Annotated in this window: 14 protein-coding genes; 10 read left to right on the forward strand and 4 right to left on the reverse strand. The window is 50.3% G+C overall.

Annotated elements, in window-relative coordinates; genetic code table 11:
- The first annotated feature begins 189 nt into the window (after positions 1–189).
- Both DVH26_RS33770 and DVH26_RS33775 read left to right on the forward strand, forming a co-directional pair.
- On the forward strand, positions 190–843 hold the full coding sequence (locus tag DVH26_RS33770; protein ID WP_239629997.1) for a FusB/FusC family EF-G-binding protein: 654 nt from the start codon (positions 190–192) through the stop codon (positions 841–843).
- Positions 844–1031: 188 nt separating this feature from the next.
- The gene (locus DVH26_RS33775) at positions 1032–1574 is read left to right on the forward strand and encodes a histidine phosphatase family protein (protein WP_239629998.1); all 543 of its coding nucleotides are present in this window, start codon (positions 1032–1034) and stop codon (positions 1572–1574) included.
- A gap of 13 nt (positions 1575–1587) precedes the next feature.
- Here the strand turns inward: DVH26_RS33775 and DVH26_RS33780 are convergent, their stop codons facing one another.
- Positions 1588–2319 carry an aminoglycoside 3'-phosphotransferase gene (locus DVH26_RS33780; protein ID WP_239629999.1) on the reverse strand — a complete coding sequence of 244 codons (732 nt, stop codon included), beginning with the start codon at positions 2317–2319 and terminating at the stop codon, positions 1588–1590.
- Between the two features lie 209 nt (positions 2320–2528).
- Between DVH26_RS33780 and DVH26_RS33785 the strand changes: the two genes are divergently transcribed.
- From DVH26_RS33785 to DVH26_RS33820, 8 genes are all read left to right on the forward strand, one after another.
- Positions 2529–3443 (forward strand): Rossmann-fold NAD(P)-binding domain-containing protein, encoded by a 915-nt coding sequence (locus DVH26_RS33785; protein ID WP_239630000.1) that lies wholly within the window; start codon positions 2529–2531, stop codon positions 3441–3443.
- A gap of 271 nt (positions 3444–3714) precedes the next feature.
- Positions 3715–4317 carry a DUF2087 domain-containing protein gene (locus tag DVH26_RS33790; protein ID WP_239630001.1) on the forward strand — a complete coding sequence of 201 codons (603 nt, stop codon included), beginning with the start codon at positions 3715–3717 and terminating at the stop codon, positions 4315–4317.
- Positions 4318–4724: 407 nt separating this feature from the next.
- On the forward strand, positions 4725–6263 hold the full coding sequence (locus DVH26_RS33795; protein WP_239630002.1) for an ABC-F family ATP-binding cassette domain-containing protein: 1539 nt from the start codon (positions 4725–4727) through the stop codon (positions 6261–6263).
- A 262-nt stretch (positions 6264–6525) separates the two neighbouring features.
- Positions 6526–7722: a YecA family protein gene (locus DVH26_RS33800; RefSeq protein ID WP_239630003.1), complete on the forward strand. Its 1197-nt coding sequence runs from the start codon at positions 6526–6528 to the stop codon at positions 7720–7722.
- A 206-nt stretch (positions 7723–7928) separates the two neighbouring features.
- Entirely contained in the window at positions 7929–9518 is a 1590-nt protein-coding gene (locus DVH26_RS33805; RefSeq protein ID WP_239630004.1) for a spore germination protein, read from the forward strand.
- Positions 9515–10705, forward strand: a complete 1191-nt coding sequence (locus DVH26_RS33810) for a Ger(x)C family spore germination protein (RefSeq protein WP_239630005.1) — start codon at positions 9515–9517, stop codon at positions 10703–10705. Before DVH26_RS33805 ends, DVH26_RS33810 begins: the two co-directional genes overlap by 4 nt.
- Entirely contained in the window at positions 10706–10933 is a 228-nt protein-coding gene (locus tag DVH26_RS33815; protein WP_239630006.1) for a hypothetical protein, read from the forward strand. It abuts the gene before it with no gap.
- A 16-nt stretch (positions 10934–10949) separates the two neighbouring features.
- Positions 10950–12062: a GerAB/ArcD/ProY family transporter gene (locus DVH26_RS33820; protein WP_239630007.1), complete on the forward strand. Its 1113-nt coding sequence runs from the start codon at positions 10950–10952 to the stop codon at positions 12060–12062.
- Positions 12063–12117: 55 nt separating this feature from the next.
- Here DVH26_RS33820 and DVH26_RS33825 read toward each other — a convergent pair whose 3' ends face one another.
- The 3 genes from DVH26_RS33825 to DVH26_RS33835 all read right to left on the reverse strand — a co-directional run bounded on the left by DVH26_RS33825 (position 12118) and on the right by DVH26_RS33835 (position 13701).
- Positions 12118–12405, reverse strand: a complete 288-nt coding sequence (locus DVH26_RS33825) for a hypothetical protein (RefSeq protein WP_239630008.1) — start codon at positions 12403–12405, stop codon at positions 12118–12120.
- A gap of 144 nt (positions 12406–12549) precedes the next feature.
- Positions 12550–12774, reverse strand: a complete 225-nt coding sequence (locus DVH26_RS33830) for a DUF1128 domain-containing protein (protein ID WP_239630009.1) — start codon at positions 12772–12774, stop codon at positions 12550–12552.
- A gap of 282 nt (positions 12775–13056) precedes the next feature.
- Positions 13057–13701, reverse strand: coding sequence for a TetR/AcrR family transcriptional regulator (locus tag DVH26_RS33835; RefSeq protein ID WP_239630010.1), 645 nt, complete (start codon positions 13699–13701; stop codon positions 13057–13059).
- Positions 13702–13734 lie beyond the last annotated feature (33 nt).

Consider the following 13734-nt stretch of genomic DNA (forward strand, 5'->3'; position numbering starts at 1 on the left):
GGAGGTGGTAAGCATGGCAATTCGAGATTGCTGTAACCATATCGGCTCATGCAAAGCCTAAGAATTAGAGGCGATTCTTTGCATGGGGCGGCTTCTTAAATATCGCCCGAATGAGCTTATTATCGTTTCTAATATTCGGCTTTGCACCTTATTTGGCTTGTTTTAACATAAATAAGGAGTGAAGCTCACATGACACAACCATATATTAGAAACCATCAATATAACTTTATTAAACGCCACGTAGGGATTCTGGAGCAAGCTTGCCGAACGGCTGCCGACCCGAAAGTAGTGGAGTCCGTAAGATACAGCACCATAACCAAAATTATGGAGTTGTTCCCAGAGTTGACGGACGAACAGAAGCTAAGGTTCGAGGCAATAGAGGGATTGCAGACCGCGGAGCAGTTTCATAAGTATTTGAGCTCTCTGGAACCATATATGACTTCGTTTCCTCAGGTCACGGAGAAACAAATTACGAAGCTGTTTCCGAAGAACAAGAAGCTCAAGCTTCCCGATTTACATTCGATAGATAACCGGTACGCCACCTATCTTGGCTGGATCGATATTTCCACCAATAAATTGTTCATAGTCTATCCTTATCAGGGGCAGACGGTGGGGATCGAAGGCAAATTTTCGCCAACCAACAAGAAGGGCTATTGCTTCTTATGCAACCGCAGCAGTAACGTCACCTTATTTACAGCGACGACCAAATCGCGCCCGGCCAATGCTTCCCCCGACTATTACAAAGCAATAGGCAACTACTTGTGCATAGATAGTCACGAATGCAACCGCAACATTACGGATACCGCGAGCTTGGAAGCTTTTATACAAAATGTAATAGGCTAGCCGATCTAGCCGATCGATGACTGACTGACCGGCAAGGTCCCATTTCGACATACTTCATGACTAAACCTAGAGGGGCTTCGGCTCCTCTTGTTTATTAGTTCCGTTTTGTACAGCCCCGGTCAGACAAACTGGTAAAGGGACTCTCTCACGTTCATCTCGTTCCCCTTAACTAAAAGGAGTTGAAGCTGTTGACGACCATTTACATAGTACGCCATTGCAAAGCCGAGGGACAGGCTGCCGATGCCCCGCTTACAGGGATTGGGATGAATCAAGCTAGACAGCTCGTCGATTTCTTCTTGGATAAGCAAGTAGATTACATGGTTTCAAGCCCTTTTGTAAGGGCTTACCGAACGATTGCTCCTTTGGCGGAATCACTCGGCATGGACATGGTCTTGGATGACCGGTTACAGGAACGAATCCTTTCGGGTCACCATCATCCCGAATGGCGCGATATGCTGCGCAGAACGTACGATGAACCGGATTTATGCTTCGAGGGCGGGGAATCCAGCAGAGCGGCCACGTCACGGATCGTCGGCGTAGTAACGGACATTCTGGCCGGGAAGTATGCCAACGCCGTTCTCGTCTCCCACGGCAACCTGATCTCGCTCCTACTGAACTATTACGACAGCCGCTTCGGCTTCAAGGAATGGGAAGCATTGTCCAATCCCGATGTATTTCAGCTTACTTTTGCACATGGTACCCCCGCCCTGACACGATTGTGGAAGGACTAGTCAAGCGTCTAGTCTAGTCCGACAGCTGAACCAGCTTGGTGAAATAGTCCAACCCTTCGGCGTCCACATCCTGCCTGCCGTAAGCTTCCAGGAATATATCGTGATACCGGTCTGTCTTTACATTGTACAGGAGCGTCCATAGCCCCCAATACAAATCGTAATGCTTGTCGCCTATGCCGCCAAAGCCAACGTCAATAAATCCTTTGAAGGCGTACCGGTCCATAATAATATTAGGCAGGCAGTAGTCCCCGTGAATGATGACGTCGTCCTTGGGCTGATACCCGGACTCGAATAAGATGTCGGCGCTGTCCCTCTTCCGCTTGATGTCTTCGATCATTTCAGCCGTCCTGTCCGGGTACGGGCACCCCTTTGCAGGCAGCGTATGAAGCATCCGCAAAGATTCGCCGAATACGGCAGCGAGCTTAGCGGGGTTTTCCAAATGAACAGCTTCTGTTCCATCCTCACCCGGAACCGCTTCCGTCAGCAAATAGTCGTTGGCCGAATCCGTCTCATAGGCAATCACCTTCGGTGCGATCTTATGGCCGTTCAAAAACCGCATCATCGCCGACTCCCGCTCCAGAGCGCCTTTCGCGCCGATTTTCAAGAACGTCCGCTCCGCGCCCATGGCCAGGTAGGTTCTTGCAAGCTCGGAGCAGCTGCTGTCATACATCACAGCGCCTTCAATATGCTGCCTTACCGCCGCAGGTACCGTATGGATATCGAAGGAAACCTCGGTTCGTTTCATAAGCTCACCCCACCATGACTTCTTTACCCAATTTTACCACAACCATGCCGGCGGATTGATGGAATAAATCGTTTCTAACCAATCTTGCTCGATTAGATACTCAAGTGAAATGATAAGATGGATGTGTTGACAAAACACGGCTCGCCAAGCTAAATTGAATTTATATTCATTATTTTGCATAAATATACTAATCATAGGCGGGTGACCTCATGCAACATCTGTTGTCTTTAAAAGAGCTGGATAAGCCTGCTCTTCTTTCCATTTTTCAAAAAGGATTAGAGATAAAGAAGCATCCTGAGTCTTTTTACCATGCGTGTGAAAGAAAGGGCCTCCTGATGCTGTTTCAAAAAACATCGACCCGAACAAGCCTATCGTTTCAATCCGGTATGAATCAAATGGGAGGATACGCTGTCCCTATGGATTGGGATTCTAGTAATTTCAGCATTTCCCCGATTCAGTATGAAGCCCGTTATGCTTCCAGGAACTGCGATGTCATCATGGCGCGGCTAAAACATCACTCCGATCTGCTGGAATTGGCCAAATACTCCACTGTCCCGGTGATCAACGGATGCTGCGACAAATACCATCCGTGCCAGGCATTAGCCGATTTCATGACCATCTACGAAACAGCGGGAACTTTCTCGGGAATAACCGTTACTTATGTCGGAATTCATAACAATGTTGCCAACTCTTTGGTAGCAGGATGCGTCTCGCTGGGAATCAAGCTTCTGCTAGTCACCCCCATCGTTAACAGCCCGGCATGGGATGACGAGCTGATGCAGCTTGCTTATCAAAGCGGGCTTGTAGAAAACGCACACGAGCTGTCTCAAGCCGTTTCGAGATCTGATTTTGTCTATACGGATACATGGATCGACATGGAATTTTTCCGCGACCCTCGTTATGAAACAGAGCGAAATCGAAGAATCGAGCAGATGCTCCCTTATCAGTTGAACAGGAAGAATCTTAACGGATATTCCCCTTACATTATGCATGATATGCCTATACATCCCGGCTTTGAAATCGAAGAGGAGCTCGTTGAATCGGAGCGTTCGATAATATACCGGCAAGCAGAGAACCGGATGCACGTTCAAAAGTCACTGCTGCTGCATTTGCTCCAGCCTTAACAGCCCCTTGTCTATGCCATCCTCCCTCCTGAATCAGCCGTGTTGACTCAAGTGGATTTCATTCTCGGGTGGAATCCACTTCTTCTGTTCTTATGACGTTGTCGGTCCGGGCAGCCGCAGTCCACTAGCATCCAGACTCCTTCCTCCTTACATGCATAAAAGCTCCGTTGACAGCAGCAATATTTTCCAGTAATATGTTATTAGATATTTGTTAAATTAGATAATGACTAAATTTATTGATTGTTATATTTAATTTGAAGGAGGTATTATTGTGCAGCTGGATAAAATCGTCCTCTACCATAAAGCGCTGGCCGATCCGACACGCATCAAAATGCTGGTCCTGCTTGCCGAAGGAGAGCTGAACGGCCAAATATTGGCCGAGAAATTATTCGTCACTCCCGCTACGATCACTCATCATGCCGCCAAGCTGCGGGAAGCCAGTTTAATTAACGAACGCAGGGATAAGAATACGATCTTTTTTTCCTTGAACCATTACTTTATCAAGAACAATTCCACCGCCACGTCCGATTTCATCTATCGGAAAGGCACTCCGGGAGGAATGGACATGCTGGACGAACAGCATAAGCTATTGGAGCATTCTGTTATCAAAAACTTTTTTACGGCCGACGGTGCCTTAAAGCATCTCCCTTCCCAGCTGAAAAAAAAATTGATCGTCCTCGAGCGTCTCGTCTCGCAGCTGGATAAAGGCAGGAAGTACACCGAGAAGGAGCTGAATGAATTCATCTCCGGCTTCCATGAAGACTACGCCACGATCCGCAGGGAATTCATTATGCACCAGTTTATGTACAGAGAAAACGAGGTTTATGAAGTGAATCCGGAGGAGCTTTGGGCGCGCTGGGAGTCGCTATCGTGACGGCCTCTCCTTGACATGATCCGGAACCGCTAAGTATACTGTTAGCGTATGACTCCAAATTACTTTTAACGAGGTGGAAAGGAATGCTAATTTTATCGACTGTTCTTCAACGGGTTTTGGCGTAAACGGGAGAAGTCTGCCCATTTTCAGCTATAAGCCAACCGAAGAGCAGTTAGATAAAGAACCTATTCCTTTTCTTACAAATCGTATTTGTATGGGTAAGGCGTTTGTTCGCCTTGCCCATTTTTTGTGACGCCAGAATGCGGTGTGAACCGAATATGCCTTTATCTATGCGAGCTGCTGCGAACTATTGCAGCCTATTGCAATCCATTGCAGTCCAGCGGCGCTGTTAAGCTGTTCTCCCGGTTGGCTTTGAACCCTCAAAGCGCAAAAAGGAGAGAACGAATATGAGTATGTTACATGTTGAGCAACTGACCCATTCTTACGGAGATAAAGTCGTTTTTCATCAAATTGGCTTCCGGCTGGTTCGAGGCGAGCATGCAGGACTTGTCGGAAGCAACGGGGCCGGCAAATCAACGCTGCTGCGGATCTTGGCAGGAGAATTGATCCCTGACGCGGGACGAATCGATTGGCTGCCCCATATCCAAATCGGCTATTTGCAGCAGCATACCGACTTGGAGTCGGGCACTACGATTTTGCAATATTTGCAAACCGCCTTCGCCCATCTGTACGAGATCGAGCAAGCGATGATGGAGGCGGCGGAACGGATGGCGGCGGCCGACGGCAGGCTGGAGCACTGGCTGACCCGCTACGGCGAGCTGCAAAACCGGCTGGAGCTGGCCGGCTTTTATGGTTTGAATGCCAAAATCGAGCAGGTTGCGGCCGGATTAGGTCTTGCCGAGCTGGGGCTCGACAGAGATGTCGGACAGCTGAGCGGCGGGCAGCGCACGAAGCTGCTGCTAGGAAGACTGCTGCTGGAGGAGCCGGATGTGCTGCTGCTCGACGAGCCGACGAATTATTTGGACGACTCGCACATCGACTGGCTCATTGAGTATTTACAAAGCTACGAGCACGCTTATCTCGTAATCTCGCATGACGAACGGTTTCTGAATGCAATTACGTCTTCGATTTATCATCTGGAGCACCGGACTATCCAGCGGTACGCAGGGAATTATGCTAATTTCCTCAAGACTTATGAGCAGAACAAGGAGCAGCTGCACAACGCCTATATTCGGCAGCAAAAAGAGATCGACCGGCTGGAGAGCTTTATTCAAAAGAACAAAATCCGTAAAGCAAAGCAAGCGAAAAGCCGCGAGAAAGCACTGGATAAAATGGAACGGATCGAAAGACCGAATGCGGTGCCGCGGCCCCGCTTCTCGTTCTCCGTTCATGCCGAGCCCGTGACCCGCGTGATGGAGGCCAGCGGGCTAACGATCGGCTACCGTGAACCGCTGCTCGCCCCGATGGAGCTTCAAATCCGCCGCGGAGACAAAATCGCCGTCATCGGCTATAACGGCGTCGGCAAATCGACGCTGCTGAGAACGCTGCTCGGTTACTTGCAGCCGATAGACGGCGTCGTATTGTGGGGCGAGCGGGTTGCGAAGGCGTATTACGCGCAGGAGGAGCTGGCGCCGGAGGAGACGCCTTTGGAGCTGCTGCTGTCGTACCGTACGGACCTTACGCAGAAGGACATCCGCCAGGCGCTGGCGATGTCCGGTCTGACGGAGCAGCATATCCGGCAGCGTATCAGCTCCTTGAGCGGTGGCGAGCAGGCCAAGGTCCGGTTGTGCAGGCTGATGCTGACTGCCTGCAATGTACTCGTGCTCGACGAGCCGACGAATCATCTCGATGCTCGGGCCAAAGAAGCATTCAAGCAATCGCTGCAGCAGTATAAAGGGACGATTGTGCTCGTATCGCATGAGCCGGACTTCTATGCCGATTGGGTAACCCAGGTGTGGAATGTGCAGGATTGGAGCCGCAAATAACCGGTCCATCTCCCCCCTTCACTGTAACCGCGAACGTGTCACAGGGGCCTCTATGGCTCCTTGACACGGTATTTCAACCTTGGATTATTAGCAAATGATATAATCGGTGCGATCTATGTTATAATGTCCAATGAGCAGTTAGACGCGGCAGACGTCTATCTTCAAACTGTACGGATGGATTCCGATAAAATCTCATAGTATGGACAACTACCCCCTAGTAACCCACGGGGGCTTTTACCTGCTCAGAAAGGGAGAGAACATAATGGACAAGCAGCTGAGCGCAAAAGAAGAGACAAAGCTGTCAAACGCCTTGGGACAGACCAAGGAACCGCGCAAAAAAACGGTAGAGAAAGAGACGGATAAGCGTTGGAGCGACATCAGCATCCCGTTTACGCTAGCCGAGTATTTCAACACCTTAACGAAAAACGAATTATCCGAGATTCGCGCCCAATGGGATATTAAAGGCGTTAGCTCGTTGAAAAAGCAAGAGCTCGCCGCCGTTCTGGCCGAGAAAATTCCGGCCTTGCTGGCACTGCAGGTGCACCAGTGGGACGAAACGCGCTACAAAATATTCAAGCATTTGGCTGATCGCGGAGGACTGGCTATGATGCCGCTGGAGCTTCATCAGCTTGATTATTTTAAAGACAGAGGGCTGATTTACTCCGGCACGTACCAAGGGAAAAGAACGCTGGTCATTCCGAAGGAAATCATGGCAAGCTACAAACAGCTGGATTCCAGCCAAATTCAGGAGTCAGTACGGAGCAATACGGAGCTGATACAGCTTACGCAGGGCCTGCTGCACTACTACGGCGTTCTCAGTACCGATGAATGGTCGGCTATGATCGAGCGCCATACCGGCGTTAAGCCGCTGTATTACCAATCACACTCTGTCTTGATGGAAGCGGCTCATTTCCATTTGCAGCTGTATTTCACATCCAAAGGCTTGGCCTACGGGAAAGTGCGTGCCGCTGAACAGCTGCATGCCGAGCATGAAGCGCGCAAGGATCTGCCTTATTGCCCGTTTACCAAGGCGCAGCTGCTTCAGGCAGGAGAGCCGGATTTCGTCGACCGGAATCCAAGCTATCAGTCGTTCATTACCTTTTTGCGCAAAACCTTCACGATTTCGCCTGAAGAAGCGGATCATCTCGTGGAGCAATGCGTATACGGCATCCGGCTCGGGCACTCCCCGAACGACCTGTTCAAATTTTTGCAGAGCGTCCTGCAAATCAATGAATTGGATTTGGTCAAGTCTTTCATGAGCCATATCATCACGCTGCACAACAATACGAAGCAATGGTCTATCAAAGGCTATGCTCCAAGCGAGCTGTCCGCGAGCAAGAATGGCGAGACGGCGCCAAAAGCCGACGTAATCAATTTCTCTACAGGGAAAAAAGTCGGACGAAACGATCCTTGTCCATGCGGCAGCGGCAAAAAATTCAAGAAATGCTGCGGAATGTAGCTTCCGGATAGTCAGTAAAATCTATATTTCCCCCAGCAAAAGCCATCTCTATCCATTACGGTAAGAGATGGCTTTTCTATGTTCACCTAGATGAATGTCATGACGGCCTCGCTCCGAAAACTGGATCGATTTCCATATTAAGAATAATAAAACGAGCTTTGGCAAACCCTTAAACAAACGAAGACTCCACTCAAGAGGTATAAGCGATGTCGGTTTACTCATGGTTCAGGCGCAAAATCAAGACATCCCCCCGACAGGAACGGCAGCCGCAACCCTCTACCCAACTGTTAGAGGAAGAAGCTTCCGTATCCGTTCATATAGAAGATAGGCTGAGCTGGCTTCAAAGCAAGCTGTACAACACTGCCGATATCGTGTACCGTACGTTTACGGCAGCCGCCGATCAGCCGTGCGCTCTGGTGTTTATTCGCGGCATGGTTAATCAGGAAACATTGCAGCAGGACGTGCTGAAGGCCGTCTTGTATATTTCTGCGTCCGATGGAGCTGACTTGCGGCGGCAGCTGTTTGACTACGGCCGTTTTCCCGTTACGTCGCTTCAAGTGGAAACCTCGATGCAGCAAGGGCTGCAGGCGATTTTGGACGGACACGCCCTGCTCCTTGTCGAAGGCGACGTCCGCATGCTGAATTTCCCCGTCACCTCCTACGAAAAACGGGCGATTGATGAAGCCCCTAACGAATCCGTCATTCGCGGCCCGAGAGAATCGTTCGTGGAATCCTTGCAAACGAATACGACGCTGATTCGCCGCAGAATCAAGACGGCGGAATTGAAGATGGAATTTCTGAAAATAGGGCGGCGGACGAAAACCGATGTCGTCGTCAGCTATATAGAAGGAATATGCAAGCCCGAGCTTGTGCAGGAGCTGATGAAGCGGCTGTCGGAGATCGATATCGACGGAGTCATGGGCAGCAACTACTTGGAGGAGTTCATTGAGGATAACCCTTATTCGCCGTTTCCTCAGCTGCAGTATACGGAACGGCCCGACATCGTTGTCGCCTCGCTGCTGGAAGGACGTATAGCCGTCGTAACGGACGGTACGCCGATCGTTCTGATTGCGCCGGTCACCTTCTTCATGCTGATGCAATCCGCCGAGGATTATTACCAGCGTTACATTTCGTCGACCTGGATTCGCTGGATCCGGTTTGTGTTTATTTTCATCTCGCTGCTGCTTCCGTCGACATATATTGCGGTTACTACCGTTCATCCCGAGATTATCCCGAAGCGGCTGCTTATTACCATCACCTCGTCCAGGGAGATCGTGCCCTTTCCGGCTCTTGTGGAAGCCTTCCTTATGGAGCTGGCGTTCGAGGCGCTGCGCGAAGCGGCTATCCGCATCCCTAAGTCTATAGGCCAAGCCGTGTCGATCATCGGCGCCTTGATCATCGGTACCGCTGCAGTCCAAGCGGGGATCGTATCGGCAGCCATGGTCATTATCGTCTCCTTGACGGGTATTGCTTCCTTCATAATCCCGCACTACGACCTAGGGCTTGCCTTCCGTCTGCTCCGTTTTCCCATTATGCTACTGGCGGGAATATTCGGGCTATTCGGCATTGCCTGCGGCTTAATCCTGGTCTATTTGCACCTGCTTTCGCTCCGTTCCTTCGGCACCCCGTATTTATCGCCGATTACGCCATTAGTTCCCGGCGATTTGAAGGATACGCTCGTTAGATCGCCCTGGTGGCTGATGAAGCGACGACCGCACCTGCAGGGACCGGGGACCCGGCGGCAAGGTCAGCAAACCCGCAGATGGGTGCGTGAAGAGGAGGAGGACGAGGATTGAGAACGAGGTCCTTGATCAAGCGCATCGTGATTATCCTTGGAGCCTTCTCGATCCTTATTCCGTTGGCCGGCTGCTGGTCAACAATAGAATTGAACGACCGCGCCTTTGCACGGCTGCTCATCTTCGATAAAGGCAAGCAAGGCATCGAGCTGACCGTCGGGTTTCCGCTGCCTAACCGGATGATCCCCGGCATGACCAGCGGAGGCCAGCAAAAAGGAGCCCCCTATACGTTTGTTTCCAAGGAAGGCATCGATGTGGAGCAGGCTCTTCGCAACATCCAGATTGATTTGTCGCGTAAAATCACATTAGGGCAAACCAGTGTCGTGATTATTGGGAAAGAGCTGGCCCAGGAGGGAATTGGACAAGTGCTGCAGTTTCTGGCCAGAGAACCGCGGATCCATATTAACGCCAGCATGTTTGTAACCGAGGGGCAAGGGAAAGAGCTCTCTCGCATCCCCGTGGTCTTCGAACGGTTTCCTATTGATATATTGACCGCCTATGTTCGGCAGCATGAAACCATTAATACTACCGTAAAGGACTTTCTGATGGCTGATGTCACCGGCGGCGGAGACATGGTATTGCCGCTGCTCTCGTTTACCCCGAAAGCCATTCAAAGCGAGCCGGGCAAAATACAAGATTGGATGGGAGTCGGCGGAGCCGCGATTTTCCGTCAGACCAAACTGGCGGCAACCGTCGGCGTAAAGGGCATGCGGGGGGCCTTATGGGTATTGGGGCAGCTGGAAAATGCGGAAATGACGGTAGCCTCCCCTTCGAATGAAGGCACAGTTAGCTTTTATGTCGAGCACAGCTTTACCAAAATCAAGCCTTACCTCCAAAACGATCAAGTCCATATCGGAATTGAATGCAGCGGAGTGGCCAGAATCTTGGCCTCGGATACGGATTTGAACGTGGAAGACCCCAGTCAATTAAAAATTCTCGAGGGCCTTCTCGAAGCGGCGGTTCAAAAGCGAATCATGGATATGATTAATAAGACCATCGAAATGAAGGCGGATGCTTTTCAGTTCGGCCAGCACGTTTCGTGGCGTTACCCGAAGCATTGGCAAGCAATGAAGTCCCGTTGGATCGAGCTCTATGGGGACAAGCAGGTTCCTGTCAACGTCAATGCCGACATCCATATCAAATACCTGGGAACCCAGCAGCAGACCAACTGGATCGGAGGGAACTAAATGACGGTCATGGCGGTCATTTTGTACGGACTCATCGCATGCTACGAATGGCGGTATTTGCGTTCCAAACGGCGCAAGCAAAGAACGATCCTTATCGTACTGGGCTATACGGCGTTTTGTTTGCTTTGTCTTGAAGTGCTCTACTTTATCAGGGAACAATGGACAATCACCGACGGGATCGATGCCGTCTTCAGCCCCGTTCAGCAATGGATAAAAATAGGTCCCTGAAAAGGAGGCGGCCGTAATGAGGCAAATCACTCAATTACAGCTGTACATGATGTTTTCCATCTATTTATTTACAAGCACACTCGGATTGTATGCCAATTACGTCGTCAAGTCGTCTCTCTACATGACCTGGATCAGCATTATTCTGGGAGGATGCCTGTCCCTGGTGATCAGCTGTATGTCGATCCGTCTCGCCCGCAGACGCCCAGATCAATACTTTGGCGATTATGGCAAAACGATTGTAGGCAAATGGGTGCATTATCCGCTGCTGATTTTTTTGATCGTCGGCTTAATGTTCACCACAGGCTTTATTATGCATGACTTGGAGGATTTCATCATTCAAGTGTACTTGCCGGGGACGCCGAATTGGGCGATCGGAGCCTTGTTCAGCTTATGCTTCGTTGCCGCCGTCCGCTGCGGAATCGAGACGATTTTCCGAAGCGCTCAGGGCATCTTTTTCATCAGCGTTCTGGGCGTACTCATCACCCCTTTTTTCGTCAAGGAGGAAATGAACACGGAAATGCTGCTAGCTCTGGTGAACCGGTTTGATTTTCGGCAGACGTGGAACGGCATGTGGGCCAACGCTTCTCTTTTTGGAGAAACGGCTTTTCTGCTGTACATTTTTCCTAAAATCTCGAATTTCGAAAAGACCATGAAAACGGTCATATGGGCCACCTTTTCGGCCGTTCTCATCATATTGACCAACATCGTTCCGGCCATACTCATCTTCGGTCCCGAGCTCATGAGCTACCTCTCCTATCCCGAGCTGGAGCTGATCCGGTATATTCATGCCAGCGCTTTCTTCGAAAATTTGGATCCCGTTCTTATCGCCCTGTGGATCACCGGCCTGTTCATAAAAATCAGCTTCCTGTTCTATCTTGTCATCATTAACCTGTCGCATCTGTTTTCGCTAAAAGACCATAGGCCCTTAACGCTCTCTACTGTTCTGCTCGTCACCTGCGTCTCCCTGTTTATAGTAGAATCTACCGCCGAAACCAATCAGGTGATCATAAGCAGTCTGATCGCACTTGTCATTACCCTTGAGCTGATTCCAATATTGTATCTGCTCGTCGATCGAATTCGCTCGGGACGAAAAAAAGCTCACCCGCAGGCCGACGAAGGGCGCGGATAAGCTCATGCTTACTGCAAGTTAGAGTGCTATTACCGGTAGTTCGAGGCTCTCCGGCTTACCAGAAGCCGCCGTAAAAACCGCCGCCATACGGATAGCCGAAGCCGCCGCCATACCCATAACCGCCAAAGGCAAAAGGCGACGTTCCGATGGCCAGCAAGTCAAACAAAACAAGAGGTACTATTGCCGACGTTTTGACTTGTTTGCCTTTTTGCGGTGCAAGGACAAGTTGGTTGCCGCTTACACGAACAAGCTTTCCGCTGACTTGAGTACCGTCTTTTTTCATTGCGTAAATCGTTTTTCCGATCAACTTCTGGACGTCCTTTTTGAGAACTGACTTCTGCACGGTATGTCCACCTCCATCAATATAAGCGCAGGACAAATGTCCTGATTCATTGAACTACGCTATATAGTACGGAGAGAGACAAACGATTGCTTGTTCAGTTGTCCCTACTCGGCCAAATATAGAAGAATAGCCCGGTTACTCTCGCTATGCTTTGCGTAACCGCCCGAGCTCCGAAGTAATCGCTTCGATTTCGCTGATACTGAAGTTCGACTTGCTGGCAACCATTTCATAAATGTCGCGCAAATCCTCATATTGCTCGTCATTCAGCAACGTAGCCTTCAATGCGGCTCCTGTAGCCATGCGAAGCTTCTTTTTGATTTCCTCGATCATAAACTCCGTATTTTCCAACGTATTCTGAGATAAGTTCATCCGTGTCCCTGTCCTTTCCGCTGCAAGAGGCTCAACAGCCGTCCGACCGAAGGACGCGTGTCCCCGGCACACCTCCTGCGCCACATGTAATCCGGCTGGCTTATCTCATTGTACCACGATTCGGACAACTTCGCGCACAAGCCTTTCATGCAGCTCAGCTCCTATGCCGGCGGTCCAGGCGTATTGAGCCAGCGTGTTCCCGCAGACCGGCCGCCTTGCTGTACATCAACATGTGTCCGTGACGGGTCATGAGGAAGCAGTCTGTACTGCCATTCCAAGCGCTTACAAAGCTACGTGAACAAGCTGTGGCGATTGCTGAGGAACCGGCTGGGCAGCAGACGCAGGCGTCAAGCCGCTGCACAAATATTTGACATGCTGCTCCGCCAGCTTCTTCACGTCGGCAAAGCTTTGACGGTAGCGGATATTGTACGAGATAAAGCCGTGCATGGACATGAACAAGCTCCAAGGCATGCTGTACATCATCTGCTCGTTCCCCGGGTGCCGGGCAATAACGGAACGGATGACCGTCGCAAACAGCTCGAGGCATTGCGCTTGCTCGGTTCTTGCGTACAGCTGCAGATCGGAATCGTTAATCATGAACATAATTTCATAATGGTATGGATTCTCCAAGCCGAATCGAATAAACTCCAGCATCAGCCTCTCCAGCTGACCGAGGTCTCCCATCCGGGTACGGCTTAGCATCTCCTTCTGTCTGTCCAGCAGCATTTGAAAGTCTTGATTGACTAAAGCATAAAACAGCTCCGCTTTTTCTTTAAAATGATAATACAACGCGCCATGGCTGTAACCCATTGCCTTTGCAATACTGCGCATTGTTAAAGTATGATAACCGTGTTCAGCGAACAGCTGCCTCGCTTCCTCCAGTATCCGTTCGCGGCTCAGTTCCTGTGCCACTGCTTTTCTGGCCAATGCGATTCAACTCGCTTTCCTATTGGAATAAGT

The organism is Paenibacillus sp. H1-7 (assembly GCF_022354825.1).
Classification (GTDB): domain Bacteria; phylum Bacillota; class Bacilli; order Paenibacillales; family NBRC-103111; genus Paenibacillus_S.